The organism is Lysobacter sp. 05T417, from assembly GCF_056396405.1.
This window is the reverse complement of sequence record NZ_JBFTLK010000001.1, coordinates 207,993-224,724: the sequence shown is the minus strand read 5'-3', so window position 1 is coordinate 224,724 and position 16,732 is coordinate 207,993. Positions and strand designations below refer to the sequence as shown.

Below are 16,732 nucleotides of genomic sequence, written 5' to 3'. Positions count from 1 at the left end.
GCACACGGAATCAACACCCAAGGCTCATTCCGAGGTGCGTGCATGAAGGATCCAAAGTTAGTCGCAGCCAGTGCCATTGCCCTGGCCGTCACCCTCTTCGCGATCTTCTCCATGCGCCCGTGGGCGCGCCGGATGGGACTGGTCGACAAGCCCAATGGCAGAAAGCACCATCGCGGTCATATCCCGCTGATCGGCGGCCTGTGCTTCTTCATCGGCACGGTGGTGGGACTGAGCTATCTGGGATACTTCGACGGGTTCGTCACCAGCCTGATGGCCGCCTCGGCGCTGATCGTCGTGGCCGGCGCACTCGATGACGCAAGCGACCTGAGCGTGCGTGCGCGACTGCTGGTGGAAGCCGGCGCAACCGGGCTGGTGATCGCCATGTCCGGTTACTACGTGCACGACCTGGGGCAGTTGTTTGGAGCCGATCGCCTGGGCCTGGGCGTGCTCGGGATCCCGTTCACGGTCGTTGCCGTGATCGGCCTCATCAACGCGTTCAACATGCTCGACGGCATCGATGGCCTCGCCGCCACCGTGGCGATGGTCAGCATCGGCGCGATCATGCTGTTCGATGACAGTCCGTGGTCGATGCCGGGCGTGGTGTTCCTGCTGCAGGTGCTGTTCTTCGCGCTGATCCCCTACCTGTTCGTCAACCTGGGCTGGCCGGACGGCCGCAAGATCTTCATGGGCGACGCCGGCAGCACCCTGATCGGGTTCCTGCTGGCCTGGAGCCTGATCTACATGAGCCACGAGCGCATCGAGCGCCTGGCGCCGGTCGATGTGCTGTGGTGCGTCGCCCTGCCGGTGATGGACACCGCGGCGGTGATGTACCGGCGCATGCGCGCGGGCCGGTCGCCGTTCCGCGCCGATCGCCAGCACCTGCATCACCTGCTGCTCGATACCGGCCTGCAGCCGCGGATGGCCTTGCTGGCAATGCTCGGCGTCAGCGGCGTACTGGTGTTCATCGGCTATGCCCTGCGCAATGCGCCGGAGATGGTGAGCCTGGTGGCGTTCTTCGCCGTCCTCGCCGCGCATGTCTGGGGCACGCCGCAACTGCTCGCCAGGGTGCGCACGGTGTGGCCCTCGCCGCTGCCCGGCAACGGCGTGGGCCTGGTCATGGCCTTCAGCGGCAACGACCACGAAGCCACCTTCATCACCGAACTGGCGCGCTTCGAGGACGACCTGTTCGATCCCGTCCCGGCCCATGCCAGCCGCACCGATCCCGAGGCCGGCCAGGAGCAGACCACTGCCGCGGTGGCGCCGATGAGGACCCTGTGCGTCCTTGCCGACTCGCCCGATGCCGTCCATATCGCGCCCATCGCGCAGCAACTGGCACGCGATGACCGCTTCGAATCGACCGTCTGCGTGACTGCGGTTCCCGAGCGCAGCGCAACGCAGGTATTGAGCCTGTTCGACCTCGTCGCCGACGTCGAACTCGACGTGCCCCACGGCGAAGACCCCGCCGAGACCACCTCCAACGCGCTGGGGAGCCTTCAGCGCGTGATGAGCGACGTCCAGCCCGACCTGGTGCTGGTGCCGGGCGACACGCCCGCCACGCTTGCCGCCACGCTGGCGGCGCACTATCGGCACGTACCGGTGGTATGCATCGACAGCGGCCTGACCGACGTTGCCGCCAGTCCCGGCGACGATCCCGGCCGACGCATCGCCCGCGCACTGGCGGCGTTGCACGTCGCGCCGAGCACGACCACGGGTCGGCAGCTGGTCGCCGAAGGCGTCGCCGCCGATCGCGTGCTCGTCGCCGGCAACACGGCGATCGACACATTGCGCGCGGCGCTGGACCACCTGCGCTGGGACGCCGATTGCCGCACCGACCTGCGCCTGCGCTACGGGTTCCTGCGTCGTGGCCATCCATTGCTGCTGATGCTTGCCGGCGGATTCGCCGACGACCACGCCGATCTCGTGGTCGGCTCGCTCCTCGAGGTTGCGATGGAGCGCCCCGACATCGACGTGGTCTGCGTCGACCTGGACCTGCACGGCCTCGATCCGGCGCAGCTGCCGCCCAACATGCATTCGATCGGGCAGCCCGACTACCTCGCATCGGTCTACCTGCTCGAACGCGCACACCTTGCCTTCGCCCATCGCGACATCGAGGTCGAGGCGATGGCCATGGCGGTTCCGCTGCTGGCGTTGCAGCCGCACCGTGACGTGCAGGGCAATGGCCGCATCCATCTGCTGGGCACCGATCCGGACTCCATCTGCAACAACCTGCTGCATCTGCTCAGCCGCGATCCGCCGCTGACGCCCCCGGAAATCGCCGCCGGCGACCTCGACGAAGGCGATGCGTGCCAGCGCATCGCCGATGCCTTGGCGGTCCTGCGTCCTGTAGCCCACCTCCCAGGAACCCTGTCACAGGACGCAGGTTCGCCAAACCACCACGGCATCGGTAGCGCGTGGGAGGCCTCATGACGCCTCGCCGCCCCGCCCTCTCACCTCCCCCTTTCGCTCGCAATGGTGACGAATCATGGCTACCCATCTGATGACCAAGGCCGATTCCGCCTATTCGGTCCCCGCCACCACGATCCGGGAAGACGACATCGACATCCCGACCCTCGTGACCACGCTCAGCGAGCACAAGTGGTCGATCCTGTTCGGCACGATGCTGTTCTTCGCCGTCAGCGCCGTCTACGTGCTGCTGGCCACGCCGCAGTACGAAGCCAACGCCGTGGTCCAGGTTGAAAGCCGGCCACCGACCGTACCGGGCCTGAGCGCCGGCAATGCACCGCAGGCGCCGCCGTCGATCGATGCCCCGGCGGCCACCGAATCGCAGCTGCTCACCTCACGCCGCGTGCTCGGCGAAGCGATGACGAAGCTCGACCTGGACATCTCCGCCAAGCCGGTGCGCGTACCGGTCATCGGCGATCTGCTGGCGCGTGGCCAGCAGCTCATACAACCCGATGCGCTGGCGGCGCCGATGTTCGGCCTCAGCCAGTACGGCTGGGGCGGCGAGAAGATCCAGCTGGGCCGACTCGATCTCCCCGATACGCTGGTTGACGTGCCGCTGCAGCTGGTCGCCGGAGAGCGCGGCCGCTTCACGCTGTTCGACCCCGACGGCAAGGCAATGCTGCAGGGGCGCGCCGGACAGGGTCCGGTCAGCGGCGGCGGCGCCAGCATCGAGGTCAAGACGCTGGCCGCCAATCCGGGCACTCGTTTCGAGGTGAAGCGCCTGAACCCGATGGCGATCATGGCCGACCTCAAGAGCAAGATCACCGTCACCGAGCAGGGCCGCAACTCCGGCGTGATCGCCCTGACCTACTCCAACTCCGATCCGGTGCGGGCCAAGCAGGTGCTCGAGGAGATCACCCAGGCCTACTCCCGCCAGAACGTCGCGCGCAATTCCGCCGAAGCCGCCAAGCGCCTGCAGTTCGTGACCGAGCAGCTGCCCAATGTGCGTCGCGAACTGGCCGACGCACAGGCCGCGCTCAACAACTTCCAGAGCCGCACCGGCACGCTCGACGTCGCCGTCCAGAACAAGGCCCTGCTCGACCAGAGCATCGCCCTGGACGCGAGCATCCAGCAGTTGCTGGTGCAGCGCGCCGACATCGCCAGCCGCTTCACCACCGCCCATCCGGTGTATGAGTCGCTGCAGCGCCAGATCGGCCAGTTCCAGGCAGAGAAGGCCAAGCTGATGTCGCGCCTGAGCCAGTTGCCCGACACCCAGCAGGGCCTGTTCCGCCTCAACCGCGACGTCGAAGTCACCAACGCGACCTATGCCAACCTGCTCGACCAGGCGCAGCAGCTCAACATCGCCCGCGCCAGCGCGATCGGCAATGCCCGCGTGATCGACCCGGCCGACGTCAACATGGACAGCCCGGCATGGCCGAAGCCGCTGCTGGTCGTGGCCGGCGGCACCCTGATCGGCGCCATGTTCATGGTCGCCTTCGTGCTGCTGCGGCAGATGTTCAAGCGCGGTGTCGAAGATCCGGTCGACATCGAGCTGCTCGGCCTGCCGGTCTACGCCTCGATCCCCTTCAGCGCCAAGGGCCACCAGATCGCCACGCGTCCGCGCCGTTTCCGCCGCGACGGCCAGCGCCTGCTGGCATTGCGCTCGCCGACCGACCTGGCGATGGAGGCGCTGCGCAGCCTGCGCACCAGCCTGCACTTCGCGCGACTGGAGATGAAGAACAACATGCTGATGATCGCCGCGCCCAGTCCCGGCGTCGGCAAGACCTTCGTCTGCGCCAACCTCGCCGTGACCATCGCCCAGGCCGGCCAGACCGTACTGCTGATCGATGCCGACATGCGTCGCGGCACCCTGCACCACGCCATCGGCGTGCGCTCCGAAGGCGGCCTGTCGGAACTGATCTCCGGCCAGATCGACCTGGAGCAGGCGCTGCGCCGGGTCCCGGGCACCGACAACATGACCTTCATTTCGCGCGGCGCGATCCCGCCCAATCCCTCCGAACTGCTGATGCACCCGCGCTTCGGTTCCCTGCTCGAAGAGCTGGCCGAGATCTACGACGTCGTCGTGATCGATACCCCGCCGGTGCTGGCAGTGACCGATGCGGCGGTGATCGGCCACCACGTCGGCACCTGCCTGATGGTCGTGCGCTGGGGCCTGAACCAGCAACGCGAGATCGCCATGGCGAAGCAGCGCCTTGAGCAGAACGGTGTCGATGTCCGCGGCGCGATCTTCAACGCGGTGCAGAAGCACGGCTCGGGCCAATACACCTACAGCTACTACGACTATCAGCCGCTTCGTAACCCGACGGCGGCGAGGTGAGGCCGATGCGAACCCAGATCACGATGTCGCCGTACTACGGGATTCCCGACTTTTCGCCGCTCGCTTCGCCCGCATCGCCGCCAGTCGACCTGGTCTCCGTCGCCGACCTGCTGCGAAATGCTTTTGTCTATCCGCCCTTCTCGATCCTGCAGGGCGTGCGCCTGGTGACGTTCGGATTCTGCCCGCGTGACGACATGCATGAATCGCCGCAGTTCCGCTTCAAGTTCCGCAATGCCGGCGAAGTGCCCGAGGAGCCCCGCTTCGACCAGGACTGGGTCGGCGGCTACCACCGCCTGCTGTGCGATTCGATCCGTCGCAGTTGCGCGGGCATGCGCGCGCCCTGGCTGCTGCAGAGCGGCGGCAAGGACTCCACCACGTTGGCCATAGCCATTGCCGAGGCCCGGCCGGACACGACCTGCATCACCTACCTGGGCGGACGCGAAGAGAACGAGGTCGAATCGGCGTCGCATGTCGCGCGCACGCTCGGCCTGCGCCACGAAGTGCTCGTCTGCGACCCCGCCCGCGCCTATGACCGCTATCTGGCGGCGGTCGACCGGATGCCCTTGCTGACCGCCGATTTCGCCCTGCTCTCCTGCGTCGACCTGGGCACCGAGGTCGCGGCCCGCGGCGGTGACGGCGTCATCGACGGGCTCGGCGCCGACAGCTACTTCGGCACGCCGATGAACCGTCGCCAGCACTTGCTGGCGCGCCTGGCACGCGACATCAACCTGTCGCCGCGGGTGGCGGAACTGCCGCTGGTCGATCGCAGCTTCCGCCTGTGCTACCTGCTCAGCACGCTGCAGATGAATCCGATCGAGCGGGTCTTCCCCGGTTCGCGCTTCAGCGATGACGAGGTCGATGAACTGTTCGGCCGGGACATCGCGCGGCAATCGCGTCAGCGCCTGGACCTGTTCCTGGACGAGATCGGATCGGCCACCACGCCGGCGGAATGGCGCGACATGTCGACATCGATCGCCGGTTCGGCCGGCGCCTTCGCCAAGGGCCTGTACACCGCCAGCGCGCTGTCGCTGCAGGCGGCGTACCCGTTCTGCGATCTCACCTTGCGCGAATGGATCCATCGCGAAGTGCCCCGCTACGAAAAGGTCGACCCGAAGACCCAGCTCAACAAACTGCTCATTCGCCAGCACATCGCCACCCGTTTCGGCGAGCTTCCCTACGTGCAGGGCAAGGGCAGCTTCCGCTTCGACCTGCGCGGTCTGGCGCAGCAACGCTTCGACCAGGTACTGGAGTTCGCCCGCCAGTCTCGCGACCTGCTGCCGGGCGCCGGCGGCTGGCTCGAGCGCAATCGCAAGCGCCTGGACAACAAGTACCACGCGTCCAAGTTCTACCTGCTGGCGATCGTGCTGCCGTGGCTGGAATCGCGCAGGCAGGCCGCCCTGCATGGCGCCGACGGCACGGCACAGGCGCAGACGGATGCCGCCAGCCATTGACCACGGCCGCCGCGTGCTGCTGCGCGGCTGCGCGCTGCTTCCGCTGGCGCTCGCCATCCCGGCTGGTGCGGCTGCAGGTGCTTCCGGCAACGTGCCCGCGCGCGGTCGCGGGGCGACGCGGATCGACGTGCGCCAGCACGGAGCACAGGGCGACGGCGGGCACGACGACACACTCGCATTTCAAAGTGCTGTCGATGCGTTGCCTGCCACTGGCGGCACCGTCCAGGTACCCGCTGGCGACTATCTGATCGATCCGGTGCGGAGCATCCGCCTGCGCAGTCGCATGCACCTGGAGTTGGCGCCGGGCGTGCGGCTGCTGGCCAAGGCCAACGCGGCCGAACGCGCGTATGTGCTGACCGCCGAGGCCATCAGCGACGTCGAGATCTCCGGCGGCCGCATCATCGGCGAGCGCGACGCGCACCACGGTTCCACCGGCGAATGGGGCCACGGGATCATGATCCGCGGCGCATCGGCCGTCACCGTCCGCGACGTGCATGTCTCGCATTGCTGGGGCGATGGCATCTCCATTGGTGGGGCCAGGACGGGGAACGGTGCCATCGTGCCAAGCCGCGACGTGGTGATCGCGCGCGTCCAGTGCGTCGGCAACCGTCGCCAGGGCCTGACCATCGGCCGCTCAAGGCGTGTCCGCGTCTACGATTCCACCTTCAGCGACACCGGCGGCACCCTGCCCGGCTGCGGCATCGATGTCGAACCGGATGCGGGCGACGTCGCCGACGATGTGATCATCGGTAACTGCGTGGTGGCGAGGAACCAGGGCGCCGGCATCCAGTTGTTCAAGCGGGTATCGGGCGTGACCATCCGCGACTGCACGATCGAAGCCAATCGCGGCCATGGCGTGCTGGCGATAGCCGCCAGTGGCTGCGTGATCCGCGACAACCTGATCCGCGACAACGCCCTGGGTGGCGTCAGCCTGCGTCCTGGGGCGCGCGAGATATCGGTCAGTCGCAACGAGTTCGCCGATAACGGGCCGGCCTACAGCGCGAAGTCGAGGAAGTCGCTGCCGCGCAACAGGCACGTATCGATTGCCGGGAAAGCGCAGGCGATCCACGTCACCGACGACAACCGCTATCGCAACTAGTCGATGCCCGCCGTGCCCGGGCGGTTCCGCGCAATCGCCTCTACAGGTTCATGAATGAATGCACAGTCATGAACTTGAATGCGGCTCAAGCTGAACAAGCATGCTTTCGTTTCTTGCGCACGCGCACAGATATGGCAATCGGAGCCTGCAGTTAAGCATCGCTGCGCTAGATTCGCGCAAGTCACGAAAATGAGTGTGAAGTGACGAACGAAGCGGCGCACGTTCAGACGTGCGGCTGCGAACTTTCGAAGCACGGCCGGACAGGGGCTGGCCCAGGAACCCCATACGTGAAAGACAGAAGACTAAAGCGCGTCACGCGCACCACCAGCGAGCATGCCCACAACGGTCGCCGCGACTTCCTCCGCCGCTCCCTCTTTGCGGCGGTTCCGGGCGTACTCACCGCCACCGGCATCTCGCGTGCGCTCGCCGGAACTGGCAGCAGTGTCGAAGCGGCCTATGCGCCACCCACACGCGCACGCGGCGCGGCCGTGCTCAACGTCCGCAACCGCGGCGCGTACGGAGATGGCATTCACGACGACACCACCGCCATCCAGGCGGCCATCGACGCATTGCCCTCCGACGGCGGCACGATCCTGATCCCCGCCGGCACCTACGTCATCGACCCGACCCGCAACCTGCGCCTGCGCAGCCGCATGCACCTGCAACTGGCCGACGGCGCCAAGCTGGCCGCCAAGCGCAACAGCGCCGAGCGCGCCTACGTGGTCATGGTCTACAAGGTCAGCGATGTCGAGATCTCCGGCGGCCAGATCGTCGGCGACCGCGACAACCACCTCGGCACCACCGGCGAATGGGGCCACGCCATCATGGTCCGCGGTTCCTCGCGCGTGACCATCCGCGACATCCACCTCTCCAAGTGCTGGGGCGACGGCATCTCCATCGGCGGCGCCATGGTCACCAACCAGCCCACCGTTCCTTCGCAGGGCATCGTCATCGCCAACGTGGTCTCCACCGGCAACCGCCGCCAGGGTCTGTCGATCGGACGTTCCAGCGAGGTCAAGGTCTACGATTCGGAGTTCAGCAACAACACCGGCATCGACCCGGGTTGTGGCATCGACATCGAGCCCGACGCCGACGACCTGGGCACGTGCACGACAGTGCACATCGAGAACTGCCTGATCCGCAAGAACCAGGGCAACGGCATCCAGGTCTACAAGCGCGTCAACGGCGTCACCATCAAGAGTTGCACGGTCGAGTACAACGGCGGCTACGGAATCCTGACGATCGCCCCGGTCAGTGGCTACATCGCCCAGAACAAGTTCCAGCACAACTACCTGATGGGCGTGATGCTGCGCTCGGCGACGAAGTCCTACCAGGTCAGTGGCAACACGTTCCGCAACAATCACACGCGCATGCACGGGGTGAGCACCGCCACCAACCCGCTGGTGTCCATGACTGGACTGGTGGACGGAAACAACGGCAACGGCGCCCATATCCAGGCCACCACCGACTGCGTCGACCTGCGTGTGACGACCAACCAGTACGCCAAGTAACGATTCTGAAAACCGCATGACGCACGCGGCCGGCTTTTGCCGGCCGCATGCGTTCTGGCGTGCTTTCCCGCGCGCCTTGCCGGATTCGTTCATCCGCGGATGTGGAAAGTGATCGTGTCGTTTACAGCCTGGCAAGGTTGCATCGATACAATCCTTATCCCTCCATCGAACAGTGCCACTGCATCGCGAACCGAAGCAGCACGGCGATGCACGGCACTCCGCTTGCCGATGCGTATTGTTTTTTTTGCGAATACCGACTGGTACCTCTACAACTTCCGATTGTCGACTGCCCTGCAGCTGAGGGCACACGGCGCCGAAGTGGTGATGGTCTCGCCACCCGGCGATTTTGGCGAACGATTCCATGAGCACGGAATCGGCTGGCGGCAACTTGCCATGGACCGGGCGAGCCTGAACCCGCTGCGCGAGCTGCATACGCTACGCGAACTGGTGGGAGTGCTGAGAAGCGAGCGGCCAGACCTTCTGCACAACTTCACCGTCAAATGCGCGGTGTACGGCGCGATGGCGGCACGGATGGCGCGGATACCTGCGGTCATCAACGCCGTCGCCGGCATGGGCTACGTGTTCGCCAGCGACAGCTTCAAGGCAAGAATGCTGCGGCCGATTGTCAGCACCCTGATGCGGACCACGCTGGGTCACGGTCACTCGCGCGTGATTCTGCAGAACCCCGACGACGCGCAGGCGCTGGTGGATGCCCGCCTCGTCCCGGGCGACAGGATCCGGCTGATCCGCAGCTCCGGTGTCGATACCCAGCGCTTCCGCCCCACCCCGCGCGAGGGTGGAGGCACGCTGCGCGTGCTGCTGGCTGCGCGACTGCTGCGCGAGAAGGGCGTCGCCGAGTTCGCCGAAGCCTCGCGCCTGCTGCGCCAGAGCGGGCGCGACATCGAGTTCGTGCTCGCAGGAACGCCAGACCCGGGCAATCCCCACTCCATCACCGCCGAGGAAGCCCAGGCCTGGCACGACGAGGGACTGCTGCGGTGGCTCGGTCACGTCGAGGACATGCCCGCCCTGTTGGCCACCGTCGACGTGATGGCGTTGCCGAGCTATTACCGCGAGGGCGTGCCGCGATGCCTGATCGAGGGCGCCGCCGCTGGACTGGCGTTGATCACTACCGACCTGCCCGGTTGCCGCGAGGTCGTGACCGACCACGGCAGCGACGGCTTGCGGGTGCCTGCGCGCGATGCGCAGTCGCTGGCCGACCTGCTCGCGCAACTCGATGACGACCGCGAGCTGCTCGCCGCGTTGGGCGCCAACGCCCGCGAACGGGCCCTGCGCCAGTTCGATGAGCGCATCGTCATCCGTCGCACCCTCGATGTCTACGAAGAGCTGTTGACCGTGCCGCTGCAGGCACGCGCGCCCGTGGCCGGATGAGACCGATGGTCGCGCAACGCTGGCGCCCGGCCGCGATGGCCATCTCCCTGCTCTGGCTGGCGACCGCGGCCGGCGCGGCGATGGTGTTCCTCGCCCAGGTCGTGCTTGCGCGGCGACTCGGGCCGGCGCAGTACGGCCTGTTCGCCTCATCTCTGGCAACGGTCACCATGCTCGCGCCACTGGCCGGGTTCGGGCTGTCGCAATTCCGGCTGAAGGCGTACGGGAGCGAGGGTTGGGGTGCGGATCGCTGGTTGCGCCCGGCCTTCCGCTTCTGCCTGGTCACCACCGTGCTGGCGATTGCCTCAGTCGTGGCATGGGCCTGGTGGGGCGGCCCCGTCGACAACGACACACGAGCGACACTGATGCTGCTGACGCCGGTCATTGTCGGTGTCTTCGCCGTTGACCTGGTGGGCAGCAAGCTGCGCCTGGAGGAACGGCACCGCGCCCTCGCCGGCTGGCAGTTGCTGATGCCATCGGGACGGCTGGCGGTGGCGCTGCTGGCGGTGGGAATTGCCAGCATCGACGCGCGCCAGGTCGCGCTCGGCTACGGCCTGATCTCGTTGCTGATCGCGGCGATGGCGCTGCCACAGCTGCGTGCGATGAAGCGTGGTGGCATGCAGCTGATCGGACATGGGCCGCGCCCGGCGCAGCAGGTGATGGCCGACCCGCCCGGTGCGTGGCAGCTGTGGTCGCAGGCGTGGGCCTATGGCGTCGCCGCAGCGCTCTATCCGGTGTTCTTCCAGGTCAGCACCGTCCTGCTCAAGTACCTGGGCGGCAACGCCGAGGCCGGACACTACGGCGTGGCCCTGGCGGTGATGACGGCGCTGTATCTGTTTCCGGCCACCGTCTACCAGAAGTTCCTGCTGTCGCGCCTGCATCGCTGGGCCGTGCACGACAAGCCACGCTTCTGGCAGGTCTACCGCCTTGGCAACGTGGCGATGCTCGGCATCGGCGTGGCCACGGGACTTGCGTTGTGGCTGCTGTCGCCGTGGCTCGTGCCACTGGCGTTCGGCACGGCGTATGGCGACGTGGTGGCGCTGCTGGGCATTCTCGCGATCTGCGCGCCTATCCGCTTCCTCTCGACCTCGGTCGGGTCGGCGCTGCTGACCGAAAGCCACATGCGCTATCGCGTGCTGGCAATGCTTGCGGCCACCGTGGTCGCGATCGCCATGACCTGCCTGCTGATTCCGCGCTTTGGCAGCATCGGTGCGGCATGGGCAACGGTGGTCGCCGAGGCGACGCTCCTGCTGCTGATGGTCCTGGGCGTTCGCCGGATCGTCAGACAGCCTGCCACGCCTTCCGCCACCGCGACCGCCACCGCCGCACCCGATCCGGAGACAACACCGCCATGACAGACCAGCTTCGGGTCGGGTTCACCGGCTACTACGGCATGCGCAACTTCGGCGACGATCTGTTCGGGCTGCTGTGCACGGCGGCATCGCGCCTGTACTGGAACGCCGAGCCGACCCTGGTTGGCCCGGCGCTCACCGACCTCGATGGCGCCAGCACCTGGCCGCGACAGTTGCCGCTGGACCTCTATGGCAGCGCCGGCGCCGCCGGAAAGGTGAGCCGCCTGCTCAGCTTCGTTCGCGGCCTGCAGGGCAACGATGTGCTGGTGATGGGCGGCGGATCGGTCATTACCGCGCGCGAGTCGTTCCGCAAGCCGCTGATGCTGCGGGCACATCGCCGGCGCGGCCTGCAGCTGGCCGCGGTGGGCGTTTCGATGGGTCCGTTCGCAAACGATTCCGATGAAGCCGTGGTCGCCGACTACGCGCGACAATTCTCGTACCTGTCCGTGCGTGATCAACGCTCCTACGATCTGGCGCTGCGCCTGGGACTGGAGCGGGTCACCCACCACGGACGCGACCTCGCCGGGCTGTTGTCCTTGCTGATGCCGGTCGGACCTGCACGCGCGAGCATGCGCGCCGGACGCGGAGGCCCACTGCATATTGGCATCGCCCCTTGCCGCTACACACCGCGCGACGATCATCCCGCACCGACGATGAGCGCCTGGCAGGACGCCACGACGGAGGCGCTGGCGCGGATCGCCCTGCGTTGCCCGCTGCAGGTCGAAGTGTTCAGTCTCAACGGACACCCGCAACATGGCGACCAGGCGCTGGCCGAGGCCATGCAGTCGCGGCTGCGCGCCCGCGGCATCAATGCCCAGCTCAATCTCTATCGCGGCCAGGACCCGCTGGCGACGGTGCGCGACATCTGCCGATGCGATGCGTTCATCAGCGCACGTCTTCACGGTGCGATCGTCGCCTATCTGTGCGCCGTGCCATTCACGATCGTCGACTACCACCCCAAATGTGCCGATTTCGCCGATGACATCGGCCTTCCGCAGGCTTTGCGGGTGACCGGGACAGCGCACGGCAGCGAGGACCTCGTCACCGCGATCACCACGATGCTGAACGATCCCGATGCGCGACCACGCGTTTCACCGTCCGTATACGCGCAACAGGCCAAGGACGTATTCCAATGCGCACCATGGTCAACGATTCCCCGGCCCGATCGACCACGGCCGAACCAACGCCCGGCACAACCGGCGCGCCACCCTCCATCGCACGCCGGAACGATGCCATGAACCGCGAAGTCTCCTCGCCTTCGGTCGCCCCGGTTTGCGTGATCATTCCGTGCTATCGCTGCCGCGACACCATCGCAGAAGCGGTAGCTTCGGTAGCCGAGCAGACCATGGCGCCGGCGCAGGTGCTGCTGGTCGACGACTTCAGCAATGACGGCACGCTCGAGATGCTCCACTTCGTCTCCGCCAGCTATCCACGCGGCTGGATCGAGATCGTCGCCCTGCCCGACAACGGCGGTCCGTCGCGCGCGCGAAATGCCGGCTGGCATCGCGCCCGCCAGGAATACCTGGCGTTCCTGGATGCGGACGACACCTGGTGCCCCACCAAGATCGAGTTGCAGATGAAGGCGCTGCGCGATGATCCGGAGATTGCCCTGCTCGCACACCGCATGCAGGTGCGCGACCGCCGACTGCCCGCCCCACCGTCACCGGTATCGGCGCAGACCACGATCATTCCGCGCCGGCGCCTGCTGTTGAGCAATCCGTTCCCGACCGCGTCGGTCGTGCTTCGCCGCGACCTGCCGTTCCGCTTCAACGAGCGCTTCCGCCGCGTCGAGGACTTCCTGCTGTGGGGCCAGATCGGGTTCTCCGGATTCCGCTGCGCCAAGCTCGATCAGACCCTGGCGTACTGGCACAAAGCCAACTACGGCGCCGGCGGACTGAGTCAGGATCTGGCGGCCATGCATAAGGCCGGTCGCGAAGTCCGCCTTGAGCTGCTGAGGCAGGGACTGGTCACGCTGCCGGAGCACTTGTTCGCGCGCACGTTCGGGCTCGCGCGCAAGGCGCGGCAGCGCCTGATTGCAGCCATGCGTCGATGGCGAGCGGACGGCGCCACGTCATGAGTGCTGTCGGCGGCATGGGCCACCTGCACCTGCGACCACGGCGCGCAGCCGAAACCGTGGGCGCGAACGTGCTGAGCATGCTGCTGCTGGCTGCAGTGGCCGTCTTCGCCTGCTGGCTGGTCGGTACCCGGGCTGCGGATATCGGCACCGACACCATGACCTATGCCGGCTTCTTCGAGGCGCTGGGCCGCGAGTCGATGGAGACGCGCCTGGAGCCTGGATTCGTCTATCTCAGCCTGGCGCTGTGGAAGCTGGGCATGGGCGTGATCGGCTACCAGACCGCGCTGTTCGCGCTGCTGCTCGGCACCGTCGTCGTCTCAACGCACCAGTACTTCCGCTCGCTCGGAGGTGAGCGCGGCTACCTGACGTTCCTGGTCGTGGCGCTGACCCTGCTCTTCATCTCGCCGATGTTCGTCAACGCCTCCATCAACACCGTCCGCCAGGGCCTCGCAGCCTTGCTGGTCTTCACCGCGCTGCTGTCGTTCCAGCAGCGTCGCTGGGGCGCCTTTGTCCTGTTCGGACTGCTTGCCAGCAGCCTGCACATGTCGTCGTTCCTTTACCTGCTGTTCGCGCCGGTGCTCCTGCTCGGTGCGAGGACGCAGCGGCTGGTCGCGCTGGTCGCATTCGTCCTCTATGTCAGCGGCCTGTCGATGGCGATCGTCAGGGCCGGCGTGCCTGCCCTCTACGAACTGGTCATGACCTACACCGAAAACAGCCATTCCCGTTCCGGCGTCCGCATCGATTTCGCGGTGTTCTCGATCTTCTGGTATGCCCTGCCATTTGCGCTGTCGCCACTGGTCAAGCCCGAGTTCCGCGAGAAGATCCGCAACAGCACGGCGATTTACCTGGTAATGATGCTGCCGTTCTTCGCAGTGGGCTGGGGCTTCTTCTCCAACCGCTACCTGCTGCCGGCCTGGCTGTCGGCATCGTTGATCGTGGCCGCCGTGATCTGCCACAGCCGCCTGCCCGCGTTGCGTCACCCGTTGCTGCTGCGGTTCGGCCTGATCCTGTCGTGCGCGGTGTTCTACTACTACGTCAACAACGAGATCGTGATCTGACCCATGTCGCAAGCCTTGCAGAAGCTCATCGTTGGCCTGACCTACCCGCCGGCCTTGAGCCTGTGCCTGCTCGTGCTCGCGGTGGGCCTGCTGCTCCTTCGCTACCGGCGCTCGGCCGCGGCCGTATTCGCTGCAGCGGTCGCATGGTCGGCATTGTTGTCGGTGCCCACCGCGTCGGACTGGCTGCGCGGACGCCTGGAACAACAGTACCCGCTGGTCGAGGAAGCAGCGCTGCCGTACGCCGACGCGATCGTGGTGCTGGGCGGCGGCGTTCGCTATGGATGGCTCGACCGTCCTGACGTCCGCCCCGAGGACCTGCAGAACAGTCGCCTCGCGGCAGGCGCCCGCGCATGGCTGGCCGGACGCGCGCCTGTCGTGATCCTGTCCGGTGGTGGCGAGAACGCCGGCGAGGGCAGCGACGACAGCGAGGCACGGATGATGGCGACCGCCATCGAGCGGCTCGGCGTGCCGCCATCGGCATTGCTGCTCGAAGAGCGCAGCCGCAACACGCGCGACAACGCGCGATACACCGCCGCGATTGCGCGCACACGCCAGGCGCACCGGATCCTGCTGGTCACATCCGCGATCCACATGCCGCGCGCGATAGAGCAGTTCCAGGGTGAAGGCATCGACGTTGTCGCCGTGCCTGTTCCAGAGCGCGCGCGGCGCGTCAGCTGGAAAGACCGCTGGTTCCCGTCGCGGAGCGCGCTGTGGCGCAGTGGTCGCGCGATCAAGGAGTTCGGCGGCTTGTTGATGATTCGCATACAGAACTGAACACGCTTGAATTCACACTTTCTGCGTGACTTCGTTCGGCTGCGGTTGAAGTCACTGAATGTTCTCGCACCGTGCGTCGCAACAATCACGCGACATGCGCCATCGCGACACTAGGATCAAGCCATCGACCGATGCTTGCCAATGACGTGAGGGCCAGTCCTTGAAAATCATCCACAAAGTCACGTTGGCCGCTTCCATCGCCACCGCCGTTGTCGCCACCAGTGGCTGCGTACCGGGCCAGCAGATGAGCCGGCAATCGTCCGGCGACATGCAGGTGGCCGGGGGCAGTGATGTGCGCATGGTGGCCATCACCGCCGACACGGTCAGCCAGCCGCGCACACAGGCGCAGATCCCGCAGGAACTGCTTGGCTATCGCACAGAGTCCTACAAGATCCACCCGGGCGACACCATCCTGGTCACGGTCTGGGACCACCCCGAGTTGACCAGCCCCGCAGGCAACCAGCAGCAGGCTGTGACCAATGGCCGCCTCGTGCAACCCGATGGCACGTTCTTCTATCCCTATGCGGGCAAGATCAACGTCACCGGCATGACCATGGAGGACCTGCGCAGCACGCTCACCAGCCGCCTTGCCCAGTACCTTCGCAATCCGCAGCTCGATATCAACGTGGTCGGCTACGGCAGTCGCGTCGCGGTGCAGGGTGCATTCGAGGACACCGCGCCGCAGGAAGTCACCACGGTGCCGCTGACCTTGTCGCAGGCGGTCGGCCGTGCCCGCGTCAACGTCGAGCAGGCCGATCTCGCCGGCTTCATCCTCACCCGCGACGGCCGCGACTACCCGCTCGATCTCGATGCGCTCAACCGCGACGGAAAAACCGCGCCCGACATCTTCCTCAAGCCGGGCGATCGCCTGTTCCTGCCGTTCAACGATCGCAAGCAGGTGTATGTGGTCGGCGAGGTGCTGCGTCCGCAGGCGCTGACCTTCAAGACCACCGACATGTCGCTGACCCAGGCGCTGGGCCGCACCGGCGGCCTGAACCCGGTGACGTCGAAGGGTGAAGCGGTGTATGTGATTCGCGGTATCGAGGAAATGTCGCAGACGCCGGCAACGGTCTACCACCTCGACGCCCAGTCGCCGGCCGCGTTCGCGCTGGGCGACCGTTTTTCGCTTCGCCCCGGTGATGTGGTCTGGGTGGGTCCGGCTGGCGTGACGCGCTGGAACCGCTTCCTGTCACAGCTGCTGCCGCTGTCGGGCATCATCGCCAACGCCGCCGCGGCCGGAAACGATATCGGCAACTGACGGCTGCGGTTGCCGCCCGTCACCG

Annotated in this window: 12 protein-coding genes; all 12 read left to right on the top strand. The window is 66.7% G+C overall.

Annotated features, from left to right (window positions below):
• Window positions 1–42 precede the first annotated feature (42 nt).
• The 12 genes from AC1DER_RS00940 (at window position 43) to AC1DER_RS00885 (ending at window position 16,707) form a co-directional block, all read left to right on the top strand.
• A complete protein-coding gene (locus AC1DER_RS00940; RefSeq protein WP_477244385.1) occupies window positions 43–2,427 on the top strand; it encodes a UDP-N-acetylglucosamine 2-epimerase in 2,385 nt (794 codons plus the stop codon).
• A 55-nt stretch (window positions 2,428–2,482) separates the two neighbouring features.
• Window positions 2,483–4,741, top strand: a complete 2,259-nt coding sequence (locus AC1DER_RS00935; RefSeq protein ID WP_477244383.1) for a polysaccharide biosynthesis tyrosine autokinase — start codon at window positions 2,483–2,485, stop codon at window positions 4,739–4,741.
• A 5-nt stretch (window positions 4,742–4,746) separates the two neighbouring features.
• Window positions 4,747–6,192, top strand: a complete 1,446-nt coding sequence (locus AC1DER_RS00930) for an asparagine synthase-related protein (RefSeq protein WP_477244381.1) — start codon at window positions 4,747–4,749, stop codon at window positions 6,190–6,192.
• Window positions 6,176–7,291 carry a right-handed parallel beta-helix repeat-containing protein gene (locus AC1DER_RS00925; RefSeq protein WP_477244379.1) on the top strand — a complete coding sequence of 372 codons (1,116 nt, stop codon included), beginning with the start codon at window positions 6,176–6,178 and terminating at the stop codon, window positions 7,289–7,291. The genes AC1DER_RS00930 and AC1DER_RS00925 overlap by 17 nt, the downstream gene beginning before the upstream one ends.
• A 287-nt stretch (window positions 7,292–7,578) precedes the next feature.
• Window positions 7,579–8,802: a right-handed parallel beta-helix repeat-containing protein gene (locus AC1DER_RS00920; RefSeq protein ID WP_441814510.1), complete on the top strand. Its 1,224-nt coding sequence runs from the start codon at window positions 7,579–7,581 to the stop codon at window positions 8,800–8,802.
• A gap of 228 nt (window positions 8,803–9,030) precedes the next feature.
• A complete protein-coding gene (locus tag AC1DER_RS00915; RefSeq protein WP_477244377.1) occupies window positions 9,031–10,191 on the top strand; it encodes a glycosyltransferase family 4 protein in 1,161 nt (386 codons plus the stop codon).
• A 5-nt stretch (window positions 10,192–10,196) separates the two neighbouring features.
• Window positions 10,197–11,543, top strand: coding sequence for a lipopolysaccharide biosynthesis protein (locus AC1DER_RS00910; protein WP_477244375.1), 1,347 nt, complete (start codon window positions 10,197–10,199; stop codon window positions 11,541–11,543).
• On the top strand, window positions 11,540–12,778 hold the full coding sequence (locus tag AC1DER_RS00905; RefSeq protein WP_477244373.1) for a polysaccharide pyruvyl transferase family protein: 1,239 nt from the start codon (window positions 11,540–11,542) through the stop codon (window positions 12,776–12,778). Before AC1DER_RS00910 ends, AC1DER_RS00905 begins: the two co-directional genes overlap by 4 nt.
• A complete protein-coding gene (locus tag AC1DER_RS00900) occupies window positions 12,775–13,617 on the top strand; it encodes a glycosyltransferase family 2 protein (RefSeq protein WP_477357568.1) in 843 nt (280 codons plus the stop codon). Before AC1DER_RS00905 ends, AC1DER_RS00900 begins: the two co-directional genes overlap by 4 nt.
• Window positions 13,614–14,675, top strand: coding sequence for an EpsG family protein (locus AC1DER_RS00895; RefSeq protein WP_477244369.1), 1,062 nt, complete (start codon window positions 13,614–13,616; stop codon window positions 14,673–14,675). Before AC1DER_RS00900 ends, AC1DER_RS00895 begins: the two co-directional genes overlap by 4 nt.
• Window positions 14,676–14,678: 3 nt before the next feature.
• Window positions 14,679–15,449: a YdcF family protein gene (locus AC1DER_RS00890; RefSeq protein WP_477244367.1), complete on the top strand. Its 771-nt coding sequence runs from the start codon at window positions 14,679–14,681 to the stop codon at window positions 15,447–15,449.
• 184 nt (window positions 15,450–15,633) lie between these two features.
• Entirely contained in the window at window positions 15,634–16,707 is a 1,074-nt protein-coding gene (locus AC1DER_RS00885; protein ID WP_441814517.1) for a polysaccharide biosynthesis/export family protein, read from the top strand.
• The last annotated feature ends 25 nt before the right edge of the window (window positions 16,708–16,732 follow it).